This is a genomic window from Paenibacillus sp. Leaf72 (assembly GCF_001422685.1).
Lineage (GTDB): Bacteria > Bacillota > Bacilli > Paenibacillales > Paenibacillaceae > Pristimantibacillus.
Window position 1 is genome coordinate 1 of sequence record NZ_LMLV01000018.1, and the last position, 18,012, is coordinate 18,012.

The 18,012-nt window shown below is 42.8% G+C and carries 15 protein-coding genes and 2 pseudogenes; 12 read left to right on the forward strand and 5 right to left on the reverse strand.

The annotated features are described in order from the left end of the window. From ASF12_RS35075 to ASF12_RS18465, 5 genes and pseudogenes are all read left to right on the forward strand, one after another. Positions 1 to 281, forward strand: a pseudogene (locus tag ASF12_RS35075) (hypothetical protein); the annotation flags it as partial. Positions 282 to 565: 284 nt separating this feature from the next. Beyond that, entirely contained in the window at positions 566 to 1,507 is a 942-nt protein-coding gene (locus tag ASF12_RS18450) for an ABC transporter permease (RefSeq protein WP_056037721.1), read from the forward strand. A gap of 251 nt (positions 1,508 to 1,758) precedes the next feature. After that, a complete protein-coding gene (locus ASF12_RS18455; RefSeq protein ID WP_235533208.1) occupies positions 1,759 to 2,391 on the forward strand; it encodes a carbohydrate ABC transporter permease in 633 nt (210 codons plus the stop codon). Positions 2,392 to 2,652: 261 nt separating this feature from the next. After that, positions 2,653 to 5,421, forward strand: a complete 2,769-nt coding sequence (locus ASF12_RS18460; protein WP_442952540.1) for a family 78 glycoside hydrolase catalytic domain — start codon at positions 2,653 to 2,655, stop codon at positions 5,419 to 5,421. Positions 5,422 to 5,450: 29 nt separating this feature from the next. Continuing rightward, positions 5,451 to 7,607 (forward strand): glycoside hydrolase family 3 N-terminal domain-containing protein, encoded by a 2,157-nt coding sequence (locus ASF12_RS18465; protein ID WP_200931643.1) that lies wholly within the window; start codon positions 5,451 to 5,453, stop codon positions 7,605 to 7,607. A 793-nt stretch (positions 7,608 to 8,400) separates the two neighbouring features. Here the strand turns inward: ASF12_RS18465 and ASF12_RS18470 are convergent. Beyond that, positions 8,401 to 9,591 (reverse strand): MFS transporter, encoded by a 1,191-nt coding sequence (locus ASF12_RS18470; protein ID WP_056037729.1) that lies wholly within the window; start codon positions 9,589 to 9,591, stop codon positions 8,401 to 8,403. Between the two features lie 143 nt (positions 9,592 to 9,734). Between ASF12_RS18470 and ASF12_RS18475 the strand changes: the two genes are divergently transcribed. Both ASF12_RS18475 and ASF12_RS18480 read left to right on the forward strand, forming a co-directional pair. After that, positions 9,735 to 10,604, forward strand: a complete 870-nt coding sequence (locus tag ASF12_RS18475; protein ID WP_056037732.1) for an AraC family transcriptional regulator — start codon at positions 9,735 to 9,737, stop codon at positions 10,602 to 10,604. 55 nt (positions 10,605 to 10,659) lie between these two features. Continuing rightward, positions 10,660 to 10,830, forward strand: a complete 171-nt coding sequence (locus ASF12_RS18480; protein WP_155973286.1) for a hypothetical protein — start codon at positions 10,660 to 10,662, stop codon at positions 10,828 to 10,830. A 158-nt stretch (positions 10,831 to 10,988) separates the two neighbouring features. Here ASF12_RS18480 and ASF12_RS18485 read toward each other — a convergent pair whose 3' ends face one another. Continuing rightward, complete coding sequence (locus ASF12_RS18485; RefSeq protein ID WP_056037738.1) at positions 10,989 to 11,957, reverse strand: aldo/keto reductase; 969 nt, start codon at positions 11,955 to 11,957, stop codon at positions 10,989 to 10,991. A gap of 145 nt (positions 11,958 to 12,102) precedes the next feature. Between ASF12_RS18485 and ASF12_RS18490 the strand changes: the two genes are divergently transcribed. Further along, a complete protein-coding gene (locus ASF12_RS18490) occupies positions 12,103 to 12,783 on the forward strand; it encodes a TetR/AcrR family transcriptional regulator (RefSeq protein ID WP_063892599.1) in 681 nt (226 codons plus the stop codon). An 88-nt stretch (positions 12,784 to 12,871) separates the two neighbouring features. Here ASF12_RS18490 and ASF12_RS18495 read toward each other — a convergent pair whose 3' ends face one another. After that, complete coding sequence (locus ASF12_RS18495; protein ID WP_327204927.1) at positions 12,872 to 13,231, reverse strand: winged helix-turn-helix transcriptional regulator; 360 nt, start codon at positions 13,229 to 13,231, stop codon at positions 12,872 to 12,874. Positions 13,232 to 13,363: 132 nt separating this feature from the next. Here ASF12_RS18495 and ASF12_RS18500 point away from each other — a divergent pair, with 132 nt between their 5' ends. Next, entirely contained in the window at positions 13,364 to 14,323 is a 960-nt protein-coding gene (locus tag ASF12_RS18500; protein WP_056037745.1) for an NAD(P)H-dependent flavin oxidoreductase, read from the forward strand. Positions 14,324 to 14,640: 317 nt separating this feature from the next. Here ASF12_RS18500 and ASF12_RS18505 read toward each other — a convergent pair whose 3' ends face one another. Together ASF12_RS18505 and ASF12_RS18510 are read right to left on the reverse strand one after the other, a co-directional pair. Beyond that, on the reverse strand, positions 14,641 to 15,486 hold the full coding sequence (locus ASF12_RS18505; protein ID WP_056037747.1) for an oxidoreductase: 846 nt from the start codon (positions 15,484 to 15,486) through the stop codon (positions 14,641 to 14,643). 71 nt (positions 15,487 to 15,557) lie between these two features. Next, on the reverse strand, positions 15,558 to 15,944 hold the full coding sequence (locus ASF12_RS18510; protein WP_056037749.1) for a MerR family transcriptional regulator: 387 nt from the start codon (positions 15,942 to 15,944) through the stop codon (positions 15,558 to 15,560). A 1,085-nt stretch (positions 15,945 to 17,029) separates the two neighbouring features. Between ASF12_RS18510 and ASF12_RS34570 the strand changes: the two genes are divergently transcribed. From ASF12_RS34570 to ASF12_RS35755, 3 genes and pseudogenes are all read left to right on the forward strand, one after another. Next, a partial coding sequence (locus ASF12_RS34570; protein WP_155973290.1) for a response regulator occupies positions 17,030 to 17,338 on the forward strand: 309 nt, incomplete at its 3' end. A 1-nt stretch (position 17,339) separates the two neighbouring features. Next, positions 17,340 to 17,807, forward strand: a pseudogene (locus ASF12_RS34575) (response regulator transcription factor); the annotation flags it as partial. Further along, positions 17,804 to 18,012: hypothetical protein (locus tag ASF12_RS35755; RefSeq protein WP_235533209.1), on the forward strand; the 209-nt coding region annotated here is incomplete at its 3' end. The pseudogene ASF12_RS34575 and the gene ASF12_RS35755, both read left to right, overlap by 4 nt.

Genomic DNA, 18,012 nt, shown 5'->3' on the forward strand with positions numbered 1-18,012 from the left:
CAGACGACACCAATCCATTACAAAGAATCGTGTACGATGCGATGCTTATTTCCATGGATGAAGAATCCTCGCGCGTAAGGGAGCATTACATGGGTCCGCTAACGTCCACCATGTCGGCCCGAAACGAGCTGCTGCAAAAAATGCAGATGGAGACATATTCAAAAATTATTTACGGCGAAGCTGCTGTGGATACGTTTGATCAATTTGTGGAGAAGTGGAAATCCTCTGGCGGCGATACCATTACAAAAGAAGTCAATGAATGGTACGATTCCGTCAAATAACTGTCATTGATCAGCGGTCTTGATGTGGATTCACGCATCAAGATCGCTCTTTTTTTTGGAGCCGGCCTCCATAATTATAATATTTAGAATGCGTTATTGGTATTTGCATTGCTTTATATCAAGCCGAAATGCCCATCACTATAATAAAAATAGATTACANGCCGGCCTCCATAATTATAATATTTAGAATGCGTTATTGGTATTTGCATTGCTTTATATCAAGCCGAAATGCCCATCACTATAATAAAAATAGATTACAAGAATCAGGTGGGAGGATTTAGACAATGGGCATGAATACTGCTGTACCTGCTGTACCGGCAAAAAAAAAGAAATTCACTAGACAAAAAGGTAGCTGGGGATTATACCTTATGCTCCTGCCCGCTGTGGTACTGACCGCGATCTTTGTCTATRTACCCATGAGCGGCCTGTTAATGGCCTTTCAGGATTATAAGCCCTCTCTGGGGATTTCCAAATCTCCCTGGGTCGGGTTRGACCAATTCAAGTTTTTATTTGAATATCCCGACAGCATGCAGGTCATTTGGAACACGCTGAAAATTTCGTTTCTCAAATTAGCCATTGGCATGTTCAGTACCCTTACGTTTGCGCTGCTGATCAATGAGGTGAAAAATAAATTTCTGCGCACCTCGGTTCAAACCTTTGTGTTTCTGCCTCACTTCATTTCCTGGGTGGTGCTCGGGGGTATCTTCATTCAGCTGTTGAATCCGGAATATGGCTTAGTGAACCAACTGCTGAAAGCCTTGGGTCACGAGCCCGTGTTCTTTCTGGGCAGCAACCACTGGTTTGTGCCAATCGTACTTTTTACGGATGCATGGAAAGAATTCGGTTACGGGTCCATCATTTATCTGGCGGCCCTGGTTGGCATTAATCCGGCTCTCTATGAAGCTGCTCAGCTTGACGGAGCGAGCAAGCTGAAACAAATGTTGAATATTACCCTTCCCAGCCTGATCCCCACTATCTGTGTCATGCTGACGATCTCCCTGGGCGGYGTGCTCAATGCAGGCTTTGACCARATCTTCAACATGTACAATCCGCTGGTCTATGAAAGCGGCGATATCATYGATACCTTCGTGTTCCGYATCGGTTTGATTGGCGGGAATTTCAGTTTCGGTACAGCGATCGGATTGTTCAAGTCCGTGGTGGGCCTGATCCTGATTCTAGGCGGATATCGGGTCGCTTACAAAGTTGCAGGATACAAGATTTTCTAAGGAGTGGACATATGCGTACAACAGCCAAATTCAGTACATTTCAACTCATCAACAATAYCRTCATGGTCATGCTGGCCGTGATYTGCATCCTGCCGTTTCTWCATGTTTTGTCTGTATCCTTAAGTTCCAGTGCAGCCGTATCTGCCAATRAAGTAACCTTTTGGCCGATTGGKTTGAATTTGAACTCCTATAGCAGGGCGCTGGAAGATACCCAATTGCTTCGTTCCCTCTGGATTTCGGTGGAACGRACCTTGTTAAGTGTAACGTTGGGGCTGACGGTGACCAGTATGGCAGCTTATGTACTGTCCAAAGGCGGAGGGATGAAAGGGATTGCGGGCTACAAGTGGTTTGTCGGATTTTTTATTGTAGCCATGCTTTTCAACGGAGGGATGATTCCGACGTATCTGGTGGTGACCAAAATGGGTCTGTATAACACCATATGGGCGCTGATCCTGCCGACGATGATCAATGTATTTAATATCATCCTGATTATGAATTTTTTCAAGGCATTACCGCAGGAGCTGGAAGAAGCAGCATTTATAGATGGTGCCGGGCACTGGAAAGTKTATCTGAGAGTGATGTTRCCCTTGTCGCTGCCAGTCATGGCAACAGTAGGGCTGTTCACGGTGGTAGGAGAATGGAATGAATGGTTGGCGGGTCAAATCTATATGAAGCCGGAAAACGCCCCGCTGAGTACGTTCTTGAAGGCYGCTATATCGATGCCRAATATTGATATCAAGAATGCAGAAGCCGCAGCGAAATTCAATGCATTGTCCCTGAATTCTGCCCAAATCTTCATCGGAGCTTTGCCGATCTTGCTGATCTATCCCTTCCTCCAAAAATTCTTTGCGAAAGGTATAGTGATTGGGGCAGTGAAGGAGTAGGACNCTGCCCAAATCTTCATCGGAGCTTTGCCGATCTTGCTGATCTATCCCTTCCTCCAAAAATTCTTTGCGAAAGGTATAGTGATTGGGGCAGTGAAGGAGTAGGACAAGCCTGATCAGGAATGGGAGGTCAAGATTCATATGAAGAAAAAAATGAAAGCAGCATTATCTATTCTTGCTCTAATGGATGCTACGGAAACGGACGTGTGGTCTTTATTTATAAAGGATCTGAAAAGATCAATATACATGTAACTCAGTGGCGTGAAAACAACGGCTGATGAAAGGACGGAGATTAATTTGCTTCATATATATGACCTAAGGACTGAATATCTTTGTAATCCATTGGGACTTGACGAGCCGCGGCCGCGGTTCTCGTGGAAACTGAAAAGTGACAATATTGGAGTGATACAGTCCAATTACCAGCTTATTGCTTATTCTAACGGAGAGGTAATTTGGAATAGCGGAATGGTTACTAGCAGTGAAAGTCAGTTCATCCGCTATGATGGAGCAGAATTGGTAAGCAGACAACAAGTGGTCTGGAAGGTATCGGTGACAACAGTCGATGAAACCGGTATCCAAGAAACTGCTCATAGTGAATTTGCACGATTGGAGATGGGATTGCTTCATCCGGCGGACTGGCAGGCGAAATGGATTGAACCTGAGTTGGAGATCGATATCGACGCGCGAAAGCCAGCCCCCTATTTAAGACGAACATTTAAAGTGAAGCCTGGACTTAAGCAGGCGCGTATTTACCAGACAGCGCATGGGCTTTATGAATTCTGGATTAATGGGTATACCGGCACAGAGGATAAATTTAAACCTGGGCTGACAAGCTATTATGCCAGAATTCAGATTCAGGCGTACGACATCACTAAGCTGCTGAAGGAAGGTTCAAATGCCTGGGCGGTCATGCTTGGCGATGGCTGGTGGCGGGGAATGACCGGCGGAACCGTTAAGAATAACTTTGGCTATAAGCTGCACTATTTTGGACAGATCGAATTAACCTATGAAAACGGTGAAAGGGAAGTAATAGGTACAGATGAGCGCTTTAAATACGCTACGGGGGGCATGCTGGCTTCCGATATGCTCATGGGCGACATTTTTGACGCTAGAAAGGAATTTGTGGATTGGAAATTGGCCGTGTTCGATGACATCTCATGGATGAACGTGCACTGTACAACCGAGCATGCAGATGTCCGATTAATTGCCAGCAGCAGTGTCCCGGTCAGAGAAAAAGAGCAGTTCACTGCACAGCCGTTCCGGGATGCAGCGGGACAGCTGGTACTTGATTTTGGCCAAAATATTGCCGGATATGTAAAAATGAAGCTGAAAAACTGCAAAGCGGGCCAGAAAATAAGATTAGTCCATGGGGAAGATCTCAAGGACGGGTGTTTTTCGCTCGACAACATTAAGCATGGCGTCCTGCAGTCCTCTGAATTCCAGGAAGTGATTTATTATTGTTCCGGAAATGCTGAAGAGGAATACTGTCCGTTATTTTCTATTTTCGGTTTCCGGTATGTTCTTGTGGAAGGCTACAATGAAGACATCAACGAAGGAGACTTTACGGCAATCGCCGTTTATTCCGATATGGAAGAGACAGGCAGCTTTATTTGCTCCAACCTGCTAATTAACAAGCTCGTACTGAATAGCTTCTGGAGTCAGAAAGGGAATTTCATGGATGTCCCGGTGGATTGCCCGACCCGTGAGCGGAATGCCTGGACTGGTGATGCCCAGATTTATGTACGGACCGCTGCTGATTTTATGAACGTATATTCTTTCTTTGAAAAGTGGCTTAAAGATCTATCGCTTGAGCAATATGCGAGTGGAAAAGTCGGCATCACCTTCCCTTCTACCAGTAGTGTTCACAATCCGGTAGAACTGGAACGTAACATCAAGGATAATCCTTTATGGGCGCTTGCTGGCCCTAGCGGAAATGGCAGCATTGGAGAAGACAGTGCAGGCTGGGGGGATGCAGCAGTATGGATTCCTTACATGATTTATCTATGTTATGGTGACAAACAAATTCTTGTCAATCAATATGAAACAGCCAGAAAATGGGTCGATTATATGCTTGCCTGTGCAAAACAGCATAATCCGCTGTATGCGCAGGAATCGCAGTATCTAAATTATGAAGAAGGAGAATTAGATGCTGATTATATTTTTGACACAAAGATGCACTTCGGAGAATGGCTGGAGCCTATCACGAAAGAAGATACCGGGGAATCTGTAGCAGAAGCAATCATGCGGATGAGAACACATGGCAATCCACGCGTAGCAACTGCTTATATGTGCCGTTCCGCCGAAAATGTGGCGCATATGGCGCAGATCTTGGGCAATCAAGAGGACTGTACGAAATACAAGAAGATCGCGGACAAAATCCGTAAAGTTTATGATAGGTACTTGATCGGAGATGACGGGGTTATCGAACCAGGCCATCAGGCGGCTTATGTTCGGGTACTTGCTATGGATCTCTGTTCAGAAGAAAAGCGCGAGAGTGTTGTAGAGCAGCTCCTAAAGGAAATAGAAAATAATAACTATCGTCTGAATACCGGCTTTCTATCCACGCCTTTTTTACTTCATGTACTGGTGGATTACGGATACTCAGAGATTGCTTTCCGGATTTTAGAGCAAACTGAGAATCCAAGCTGGCTGCATGCAGTCCTGCTCGGCAGCACGACCATTCTTGAAAACTGGGACGGGATGGATCAGCATCATGGTTCTTATAATCATTATAGCTATGGTGCTGTCTGCGACTTTTTATTCAGTAGGGTGGCAGGAATTACTCCATTGTTCGAGGCGCCTGGGTATCGGGAGTTTGAGCTTCGACCAATTATTGGCGGCACGCTAACACACGCCGAAGCCAGTTATGAATGCCTTTATGGAACCATTCGTTCCAGGTGGAAAAAAACGAAAAATGGTTTGATCTATGAATGCAGTGTGCCTGTAAATACAAGAGCTAGGGTGTATTTGCCGGACGGACAATGCATTTCCGTAGGAAGCGGCGACTACCGTTTTTCATTAGGTGCTTAATATATTTCACATCTTTCGGAGGAACCCAATTGAAGAAAAATTATGAAAATGAAATTCAAACCTTACTGACGAAGATGACTATTGAAGAGAAGGTAGGTCAACTGCAACAGTGCGGGCCTTCTTTGGTAGGAGCATTTGACGTAAGCTTTGAAGAATTGGTTAACATGGTATACGACGGGAGAATCAGTAAAGCCGACTTCCAAAATATGATGAGTACTGCGAAACAGGACTTTCATGAGGAAGACTTGAAAGCAGGGAGAATCGGTTCTTACAATGGACTAAACGATGCGAAAACGGCGAATGATTTGCAGAAAATAGCGGTAACGGAAACCCGTTTGGGAATCCCTCTTTTATTTGGATACGATGTCATTCATGGTTACCGCACTGTTACGCCTATCCCGCTGGCGGAAAGCTGTGCATGGGAGCCAGAGCTTTGGGAAAGAACAGCAAGAATTGCGGCCGAAGAAGCAACTGCGGGTGGCGTTCATATGACTTTTGCTCCAATGGTGGATGTATCCAGAGATGCCAGATGGGGCCGAGTGAGTGAAGGTGCAGGAGAAGATGTTTTGCTGTCTTCCAAGTATGGTGCTGCTAAGGTTAAGGGATTCCAGGGGGATGATTTGACCAAGGAAGATGCCATGGCGGCTTGTATTAAACATTTTGCCGGTTACGGAGCGGCAGAAGCCGGGAAAGATTACAACCGTGTAGATATGTCAATCCAGCGATTATTTGAAGAGTATCTGCCACCGTTCGAAGCCTGTGTCAGAGCCGGGGCAAGAGCGGTTATGCCTGCTTTTAATGATATTAACGGAATCCCGTGCACAGTGAATTCATGGCTGCTTACAGATGTACTTCGTAAACAATGGGGATTTGATGGTATGACTATCAGCGATGCGAATGCCATCGCTGAATGTGTAACCCATGGAATTGCCGTGGATACTGCAGATGCTGCCAAGCAAGCGATCGAAGCCGGGCTTGATATGGATATGACCTCGAATGCGTACAGCGATTCGCTAGTCGAACTGATTAGTAACGGTGCTGTGGATGAACAAATTCTGGACAGAGCTGTTGCTGACGTATTGCGGGTTAAGTTTGAATTGGGATTATTTGAACATCCGTACCGCACTACCGAAGAACGCGAGAAAGTTGCAATGTTGAAGCCAGCTTACCGTGCCCTGGCAAGAGAAGCGGCCGAGAAATCCATCGTTCTGCTGAAAAATGAAGGAAATTTGCTGCCTTTAAAAACTGGAGTACGGCTGGGAATTGCCGGTGAACTGGCCAATAACCGAGGAGAAATGACAGGAGCCTGGGCGATCAAAGCTGACGGAGAAGACTGTGTAAGTCTTGTCGATGCTTGCAAGGCTCAAGGCATTGACTATATTTACATGTCTGAAGGTGCAACCTTTCCGGAAGATTGCGATGTTTATGTGGCCGCGATCGGGGAAGTGAAGAATCAGAGCGGAGAGGCAGCCAGCCGTGCTGCTATTGAACTGCCCGAAGAACAAATAGATTTAGTAAAGAAATTAGTGAAAACCGGAAAACCGGTTATTGCGCTTCTTTTTAACGGAAGACCCTTAGCGATTCCGTGGGTAGCGGAGAATGTGTCTGCAATTATTGAGGCATGGCATCCGGGAGTAGAAGCAGGTCATGCACTTCTCAATATACTTTTCGGGAAAGTAAACCCATCTGCTAAATTAACCACTACCTTCCCATATGCCAGCGGGCAATGTCCAGTTTACTATGCACATATAAATACGGGCCGACCAGGTGGAAAAAGCAAATTCACTTCAAAATATCTAGACACACCGCTAGAGCCACTTTATCCCTTCGGGTATGGCTTAAGTTATACGACATTCGCATATTCTGATCTGCAGGTGAGTAAAGAAGAGGAAGGGATCAGGGTGTCCGTTAAGGTAAGGAATACCGGAGATCGCGAAGGGAATGAAATTACCCAGTGTTATATCCGCGATATCGTAGCGAAGCGGGTCCGACCGGTAAAGCAGCTAGTTGATTTTGAGAAGGTTCCATTACAGGCAGGAGAGGAAAGCGAAGTCGTCTTTAAAGTGCCCTATCAGGCAATGGGCTACTATGACATGAGTATGAATTATGTTATTGAAGAAGGAGAATTTGAAGTTTTTGTGGGAGGGAATTCAGTAGATTGTCTGTCAAGTAAGTTCTGGCTATAAAGCGGTGAATTGCAGCGGTATTAGTCCTCCCTGGCGGAGGCTACAATATTTGATCCGATACAGAAGCGGAACTCGTGACCTTGTCTCAACTTTTCCTGAGGACTATGTAAGAGCTGTAAAATACACCTTTTTTAAAGGAAGGTACCGTTTCTACTTGATTAATAAAACAAGCCAAAAATCTGACGCCGACACATTGAGCGGCGTCAGATTATTGTTTAGACAGTTTAAAGCTAAACGGGATCATTGATTTTAAAACCCGGAAGCTACTGGCAGAGTAACTCAATGCTGACCGGCTCGAAACCCTCACTTTCGGCAATCACCTCAATGTTGCCAGCCTGTTGTCCGGAACGTACAACCGCCAGCATACGGCCGTCAAAGTTCCATCTTGGTAACAGCAGAGAAACTTGGATTAAAGCCGGTTATCTTCTCCATAGCTCTCCCAATCATAACCGTCGCCTCTTCACGAGTAATTGCTGCATGTACTTCATCAATACAGATGCAGGCAGAGTAGCGGATTCGGCCAAAGATGCTGTAGTATTCTGCTTAAATAATGGTATTGTCAATGGGCGAAGTCCTTCGTTGCTGGCTGCAGATACGGTTATAACCAGAGCCGAGGTAGCGACTATTATCCAGAGGGTACTTGAGAATTCAGGGCTTATATAACCCCTTAAAGTTGTAAAAGAAATGAGACGAAGCTGGATTCTCCGCTTCGTCTCATTTGTATGCTTCAACTAGAGAAACCATCTTGAATGTGTTTTGTGTTGGCGACTAAATGATTTATACCTTGGGTTTTTTACTTTTTGGCGGGAGCATATAGGTTTTGTTTTTTTAATCTTGTTATTAGTGTTGTTATCGACAAGATCATGATTACGAATAGAGCCGCCAGATAATAGGGGAATAAATTCATGCCAAGCCTTTGCGCTAGCAAACCAAACAGTGGTGGCATTATTGTAATCCCCACATAGGAGGCAGCCATCTGGGCCCCCATCATCGATTGTGAGATGTCTTTTCCGAAATTTGCTGGGGTCAGATGGGTGAGGTTGGGGAAAATAGGCGCGATCCCAAAACCGACCATGAACAGGGCTAAAGCAGAGAATTCTGATTGAATGGGTAGCATAAGTGTTATTAGCGCGGCGGCTAGGATGCTTTGTCCAATGTGGATCAATTTCCAGCTCGACAGCTTATCTGCTAGTAGACCAGAGAGCAGTCTTCCTGCTGTCATCCCTATATAATACAAGGTGAGGTATTTGGCTGCACTTTCTACGGACAAGCCTTTGGTATGTACCAGGAAAGTGCTTCCCCAGATGCCTGCGGTTGTCTCGATTGCACAGGAACTGATAAAGGTCATCCATGCCGCTCTTGCTGAAGGTAGCCTAAACAGATAGGCAAGACTGACTGTTTTGGATACATTCCCCCTGTCTTCTTGAAGGCTCCGGTTAGCTTTCTTCCATACAGGCAAGGTTAGCAAGACGATGAGTGCGATAACACCCTGAATCAGAGAAACCGTGTAATAACCTTCCCGCCAGTTGTTCTGTTCAGAAAGCGAAAGTGACATCAGATAAGGACTGATGGAAACCCCGACACCATAAAAGCAATGCAGAAGATTCATATGGCTGGCTTTATAATGGAGCGCCACGTAGTTGTTGAGCCCCGAATCTACAGCTCCAGCACCCAGTCCGAGCGGAAGGGCAAACAGGCACAACCAAAGTAGACTCGATGAATAAGCGAAGCCCAGCAGTGCAGCAGCAGTCATAATGACGCCGATTGCAGTGACCTTGCCGGTACCGTACTTGTTAATCACCTTAGCGCTAATCAAACTCGAAATGATTGTACATCCAGAAATGGCGAATGTGACGTATCCTGCTGCCGAAACCGGTAATTCGAACTCTTGGTTAATGGCTGGCCAAGCTGTGCCAAAAAGTGAATCTGGGATCCCCAAGCTGATAAATGCAATGAAGATAATCAATAATAGAAGTCTTGCCATAGTACCCTCCTGCGATGTTGTCGAAAACGGGAGTCCAGGGAAATCTCTGAACACGAGTTCAAATATATCACAGAGAAATAGTGTTTTTCTTGCATAATTAATTCATAATGTAGTACTATATCGCCAAAAAAGGGGGGAGAGTTGTGGTAGTCACGGACGAACAAATGAAGGAGATGGCAACACACGGCTCCCGGCAATTTCCGATTGAATATTATGTAGACGATACCGCACAGTTTTCAAATCACTGCATTAACCGCCACTGGCATGATGAAGTGGAATTTGCTTTCATCCAGGAAGGGCATGCGGACTATTGGATAGGCGAAAAGTCCGTGCCGCTCAGCGAAGGAGATGGGATTTTCATAAATACGAGGATTATTCACGGTTATAAAGCTAGTAAGAGAGCGATTGTGCCTAACATCGTGTTTTCACCGGAGTTAGTGTCGGGTGGTAATCAGACGGTATACCAAAAATTTGTACAACCCCTTCTGTACTCCTCCATTTCATGCTTATATTTGAGCAGCCGTATTCATTGGCAAGAAGAGATCTTGCAAACTTTGCAGACTGTTTTCCACTTATTGAATTCAGGGGAAGAAACAAAAGAGATTGACGTTCAGATTGGTATCGCGTCCATATGGCGCAGTTTGTACTTACATCGGCACTCCTGCATGGAATTGCCACAAACACCTAGTTTTCTGAACACTCAGGCACGGCTGCGAATGATGCTGGAGTACATTTATGAGAACTATAGGGAGAAACTCTGCCTTATGGATATTGCCTCTGCTGCAAAGGTAAGTAAAAGCGAGGCGTTGCGCTGCTTTAAGGAAGGGACGGATACTTCTCCTGTGGACTATCTCATTCAGTTCAGGTTGAATAAGGCTAGAGGATTACTGCTGACCACGGGGAATACCGTTTCGGAAGTTGCCGAAATGACCGGATTTGAAACCGTGGGGTATTTTGACCGAATGTTTAAAAAAGCCTTTGGTGTCACTCCAAAACATCTGCGAATGCGTTAAGCGGCAGAACATGAAATTCTCTGTACGCACTCAGGCCCTTGCACATGAAGAACGTATGGCAGAGGTGACCCTTGCGGATATCAACCTGCAGGATTCGTTCTGGACGCTCCATTACTTTGTTGATAAGCAGGCTGTTAACGTAGGAGGATTGACTCTATATGGTTCCTTATTCGGCAATCATGATCAAGATATTGTAAGCCAGGTCCACCTTAGTGACGATTATTAGTTCGGTAATTGTTCAATGAAAAATGAGTTTTAGATTGTTGTATTTAAAGAAACAGCGGCGTACCAAGACTTCTATAATAAAGTCTTAGACTGCCGCTGGTGTCATTAAACTAACTTTTCCCGTTTAGTTTATGATCTGCTTATTATTACTTATTACCTTCAAATATTTATACCTTTCATGCTGATATCATCGTATCTACCGCCTTGAACAGCAGACTGAGGGCTAACAGCTTCAATACGCGCTAAGTCATCTGGAGTTAGCACAATGTCCGAAGCTCCTGCATTTTCCTCTAGAAAACTAACTCGTCTCGTTCCAGGGATTGGAAGTGCTCCTTTTGCTAATGACCATGCCAATGCCAGTTGCGATGGTGTACTGCCTTTTTCTTTGGCGATCTTTGTAATCTCATCAACGATATCCACGTTCTTTTGGAAATTCTCTTTTTGGAATCGTGGTAAATATCTACGGACATCGTCCTCTGCAAGATCCTCAAATTTGCGTAGTTCTCCGGATATAAATCCACGACTTAAAGGACTATAAGCAACAAATGTGATTCCCAATTCGTTGACAACAGGTAGAATTTCGGCCTCTACATCTCTACTCCAAAGGGAATATTCGGTTTGTAGCGCAGATATAGGATGTACAGCATGAGCACGTCTTATAGTTTGTGCTGATGCTTCGGATAGGCCAAGATAGCGCACTTTACCTTCCTTAACGAGGTCTGCCATCGCTCCAACTGTTTCTTCGATAGGTACGTTAGGATCAACACGATGTTGATAATAAAGATCAATATAGTCGATATCTAATCGGAGCAGGCTATCTTCTACCGCTTTTTTAACATAGTCCGGATGACCGTTAACTCCTTGGAAGTTCGGTCCATGTGCGAATTTGGTAGCAACAATCGCTTGCTCTCGCCGACCTTTTAATGCTCGTCCGAGTAATTCTTCGTTATGCCCATTTCCATAAACATCTGCAGTATCTAAGAGATTAACACCGAGGTCTATTGCTCTCTGAATCGTTTGTATCGACTGTTCGTCATTACTTTGACCATATAAACCAGACATTCCCATAAGTCCTAAACCAATCGACGATACTGTAATTTCACTGTTGCCTAATTTGCGTGTTTTCATTTTGGTCACTCCTCTGTTATTGGAATCGTGATTATCATATCACCAACGAACAAAGTTTACAAGTTTAATAATAAGTGTAAAGATAGTATTCTTTATAAAACATGAAACTTCAGTTATACTATGAAAAAAAGGGGGGGGGACCATTTTGAAGGATGAGCAAAAAAATATTGAGAAGTTTCGTGAAAGCCAGAACAAATTACTTTTTAGATTGTTACCGTGCATAAATAAAAGTGGATTTCATTCTTTACGAATGGATGAAATTGCGAAAATAATGAATATAAGTAGAGTGACTTTGTATAAATATTTCTCTACAAAAGAAGAAATTATCCAAATCGTCACAAATTCTTTTATTGAATTTTTCAAGGAAATGATAATACTCGATCCGCCAAATGAAGAAAGTTTGTATGCTGCCCGTTTTCAACAGCTATTTGAGCAATCCGTTTCACTTTCTACATTTATTACTGAGGAATACAAGAGAGATCTTTCCAGCGAGTATCCCCAGATATATGAACAATTGTTTATTGTCATACAAGAGCGCGAAAAACAATTGCTCAACTTTTACAATGAAGGAATTAGAAATGGAATTTTCAATGAATTAAATGGGCAAGTTTTGATTTTGCAAGATCAATTACTGGCCACCATGTTAGATACTAGATATCTACTAATGAATCATTTGACGGTTGAACAGGTACTTTATGATTTTTACAAATTGAAAAAGATACAGTTGTTTAAGCCTGAGAAGCTCTTTTTGGTGGATGACAATCTTATTGTGCCCAAAATTGATTATTTAACATTAAAGGTATCAAAAGCTTTATATTCAACTTAAAGCAAAAGACATCCACAATTATGGATGTCTTTTGCTTTTGCTGCATTCTTTTTAGCTATCTAATTCTCACACTATTGCTTGTCAGGCTTCAATCGATCGTTTTTCCAAACTTCAATCCAAAGCTCTCCATCATCTCTAGAATGGGGAGGAACTCACGCCCTTTTGGTGTTAGTGAATACTCCACTCTAGGAGGTACCTCTGGAAAAACGTTACGGTATATCAGACCATCCTTTTCTAATTCACGTAATTGCTTGGTTAGAGACCCTTGTGAAATATCATTTAACAATGCTTTGATTTCACCAAAACGGTGTTCCTTTGTTTTTAAAAACCAAAGAATAAGAAATTTCCAGCGCCCAGAAAGCACATGCTGTGTATACGCCATACCAAAAATTACAGGATATTCTTCTATAAATTCTTTTTGAAAGCCATCTTTGCATATTCTAGTCACATCATTTATCCCTCTCTTGTACATAGTACATTAAATGATACTAACTCCACTTTTATTGCCTACTTTTAAATTTGGGGAGTTAACTTTATTATATGAAATATAATCAGCTTACTCAAATAGGGGGAATATTTTATGAATAATCGTATCACTAAGCTATTAAATATTGACTATCCGGTAATCTCAGCAGCTATGAATTGGGTGACATCGGCTGAGTTTGTCGCGGCTGTATCTAATGCCGGCGGTTTGGGGGTATTAGGTCCTAATGCCGGGCAAAATATGCCCGCTTCCAGTCTTGAACAATTCTCTGGAAATCTTAAGTCGGAAATCCGAAAAGTGAAACAACTAACGAATAAAACGTTTGCAGTTAATTATATATTTCCTCATAACGAAGATGAAAGCTCACCGTTTACCAATGCTTTATTCGATGTCTTAGTTGAGGAACAAGTGAAAACTGTCGTTGCAATTGGTTTTAAAATGATCAGAAGTGAAGTAGAAAAATTGAAGAAACATGGTTTCACAATATTGTATAGACCTATTAATCCGACAGTTCAGAGTTCGATTGAAGCAGACCAGTTAGGCGTCGATGCCTTAATTGTTACGGGAAGAGAAGCAGGAGGGCACATTAGCCAGTACGATATAAGTACATCCTCTCTAGTATCTCAAGTTACATCCGTTGTTAGCGTACCTGTTATCGCAGCGGGAGGAATTGTTGATGGGAAAGGTGCCAAAGCTGTATTTGCGATGGGAGCAGAAGGTGTCTACATGGGAACAAGATTTATTACTGCACTGGAGAACCCTGCGAGCATTACTGCCAAGCAAGCCATTATAAATGCAAACAGTGAAGATTTTCTGGAATTAGAAGGTGCGAACGAAAGAACGATTCCAACTGAAGCAGGAAAAAAAGCTTATGAGCTACTAAAGAACGGGAAGAAAGAAGAAGCCTTAAAATATTATAAAGATGGGATCAAAATAGGCATTTTGGAAGGTGATTTAGTGAATGGGACGTTGAGCATCTCGCCTGCTGCAGGAGGGATCAAACAAATTAATACATGCAAGGAAATTATTGAGGAAGTAGCTCATTCGATAAGCTGAATTGCAGAAGCGTTTCTCATTGGAATTTCAAAAACGGCTTATCTACGGGTAAGCTGTTTTTTTGTTTTATTAATTTATTTAAATGAGGATTCAGCATCCCTCTATGTAAACACTTACAGGCATCCTCTGTAATTAAACGGGTGAGAGATGCTATAAGAAGTGGGGGAGTACCTGTCGAACATAAGGGGATGACGGTGGGGTACCCTGGTTCCCTTTAGCACTTCAACCTTTGCTCCGCTCCTATTACGGATGAGCAATTAAAAAGTGTTGTCCAACTATAGTAGTCAGACAACACTTTAAATTGAGATAACAGATGATTAGTTTTTAAAATCAGCGTTGAGTGTTGTCTCTTTCCATTCTTCTATACTTGCAAGTAAGTTTGTAAATTTAGTTGTGGCACCCAGATAGGCTCCTTCACCAAGAAGTAGACGAAGCGGTGGTTTATCGGCTTGAGCGACCATGATAACTGCTTCTGCAGCCTTTGCAGGATCACCCGCTTCTTGCCCGCCTCCTTGCTGTAAAAAGTTCAACATTTGGCCTACTGAGGATTCACTATAATCAGAAATTAGTGTCTCGGTTTTTACTGAAGAACGACCGCCCCAATCAGTGCGGAAGGAGCCGGGTTCAATCAATGTTACATGAATATTGAATGACGCTACTTCTTGAGCAAGACTCTCAGAAATACCCTCAAGGGCATATTTCGTAGCGTGATAGTAACCAAGTGTAGGGAAAGAGACTAAGCCGCCGATGGAAGAGAAATTAATTATATGGCCGGACTTCCGGTTTCGCATATACGGTAGGACGGCATTGGTCATATGCATAAGACCCCAGAAGTTGATTTCAAACATCTTCCGTGTTTCTTCTTCGATACTTTCTTCAACGGAAGCAAAATAACCAATGCCGGCATTGTTTACTAATACATCAATATGGCCAAATTTTTCAATTGTTTTAGAAACCACGCTGTTAATCTGATCTTTGTTTGTTACATCTAACGGCAAAGTAAGCGTATTTTCTTCATGGCTTTCTGTAATATCCCGGATCGCTTCAAGATTGCGTGCAGTGACTACAACCTTGTAACCTGCATTAATCGCATGCTTCGCGATGTGACGCCCAAAACCGGTAGAGCATCCAGTGATAATCCAAACTTTTTCCTGCAGAGACAATATAATCACTCCTCTAAGTAGTTATACATCATAGTTTACTACTTAAAGTAAGCTTGAAGTCAAATCACACGTTAGAGTAAGGTTTTTTTGTCTGATGTCTGTTTGTACATTAATATATCGTAAATTGCAATTTTGCGTATTATTTTTTCCAAATGTAGTTGGGTTTGCAGTACTGACTTTTCAACTTTCATTTTGTGCGCTGATAAAAAATCCTTTCTCGCATCCAGTGTCTCATCCCCTTGCAAGATAAGGTCTGTATACGCTTTGATCTCCTCGATTGTCATGCCTGTATTCTTCAGGGCAATAATTAATTCCAGCCACTCCAAAATCTCCTCGGAGTATTCTCTTCTTCCACCGGAATTCCGGTTTACAACGGGTAGAATTCCTACCTCTTCATAATAACGTAGAGTTGAAGCGGGGAGTCCTGTTATTTTTACGATTTCATTTATGCTAAACATAGGGTTTGTCCTCTCTTAATCTTAAAGTTGGCTTTAAGATGTAATGTATAAATAAGATCATATTACAAAAATATGCTGAAAGAAATATAAATAATGTTGCATCCATAAACAATGCAGTATAGCAGACCTAATTTGTGAAGGTTGATCCTGGCACTGAAAGGCTGTCGCTTGCGGCAAACGCTGGAGAGGCGTTCGCATTCGTGTTATCCAGAAAAACCAGTCAGTAGTTTTTTTATTTAAGATTCAGGTTCTTTTTTCTCGCCGATATTCAAAACACCCAGCAAAATATTTAAATATTGCAAAGCTTGCGCTTTGGAGAAGTCGTTCTCTTTTAAAAAGCGCCATTCCAGAATTAGAAGGATCGTATTGCAGTAGTGGCCGGCTACAAGTTCATAGGGTCCATACTCTTATGCTACAAGCGGAGTGCCTGTTCTTCAACTGAAAAATATGACGTAAGCTTATCGGACAAGGCTTTCATATCTGTAGGAAACCCATCGCCATTGCCAGCAGTAATAAATGATGGTGGATAATCGCCAGTTACATGTAATATAGCATTATATTGATCTGCAATTTTGCTGTTTTGAATTCATTAGTACCAATACCTAGGTATTGACGGATTATTACTCTTGTAGCAAAGTTAAGTTCGTCAGTCTTTATAGGGGCATCATCAGTTACTGCCATAGATCTCCCATTACCTTGTCTCCAACGAAATATCCTCCACCATGGAAGTAAACTATCGTCGGTCTTTTAATTGTGATATCCGTATTTTCTTTCCGGTGGATTATAAGGTTCAAAGGAATTAATCGGATTCCCTTTGTATAACGCATCTCGAATGAAGCCAATAATAATTCATGGATGCGAACGTACATATAAAAACATGCCGCTAAATATTAAGGCTAACGTTAATAGAACAGTGCCCATAATCTTTAGAACTTTATTCCTTTTATTAGATTTTTATTCTGCACGTCAGAGATCGTTCCCTTGTTTTCTAGTTGTACCTGAAACTCAACGAATAGGTTTATTTTCAATTTACTTTTCGACGGTAAAATGAGACATCTTATTGATGATAAAAGGAGATTCGTTATATGTTAAATATATTAGTGGTTGAAGATGACGAAAGTACCGGGAAGTTAATGTGTGTGGTCTTACAAACGAAAGGCTTTAAAACATACTGGGCAGAAGACGGGATAGCAGCGCTTAAGATTATCGAAAACCAGCATATAGATTTAGTGGTACTTGATTTAATGATGCCAAATATGGACGGCTATGAATTGACACGGCAGCTTCGGGTAATGTCGGAGCATTTGCCGATTCTGATGGTTACAGCCAAACAGGAGCCGAAAGATAAAAGACAGGGATTTCTTGCTGGTACGGATGACTATATGACAAAACCANTCGGAGCATTTGCCGATTCTGATGGTTACAGCCAAACAGGAGCCGAAAGATAAAAGACAGGGATTTCTTGCTGGTACGGATGACTATATGACAAAACCAGTAGATGAAGAAGAGCTGATACTCCGGATTAGAGCTCTTCTGCGCAGAGCGAGGATTGCCAATGAACACAAGCTGACCATCGGGAAAGTTGTACTGGATTATGATACGCTGACGGCAACACGCGAAGATGAAGTTAACCTTCTTCCCACCAAGGAATTTTATTTGTTATTTAAGTTACTTTCTTATCCAAACCTGATCTTTACCCGACTGCAGCTTATGGATGAAATCTGGGGGATGGATTCCGAAACGGATGATCACACACTGACTGTTCATGTCAATCGCTTACGCAACCGTTTTCGAGATTGGCCAGAGTTTGAGATTATTGTGATTAGAGGACTAGGCTATAAGGCGGTGCTGCATACCAAATGAAAGAATTTTTTCATAAGAGAATAAGTCTGGCGATAACTTTGGTAATGTTTGTTTTCGGTGTGCTGGTGGCGACATTTCTCCTGCTGTTCGGCTGTACTATTCTGCTGCAGTATATCGGTGTTATTTCACTTACGCCTTCCCCGAGTCAAGGATTCGGTGAACGTCTGCTCTCGATTTTGTTTCTCTTTGGCTTATGTGTTTTAAT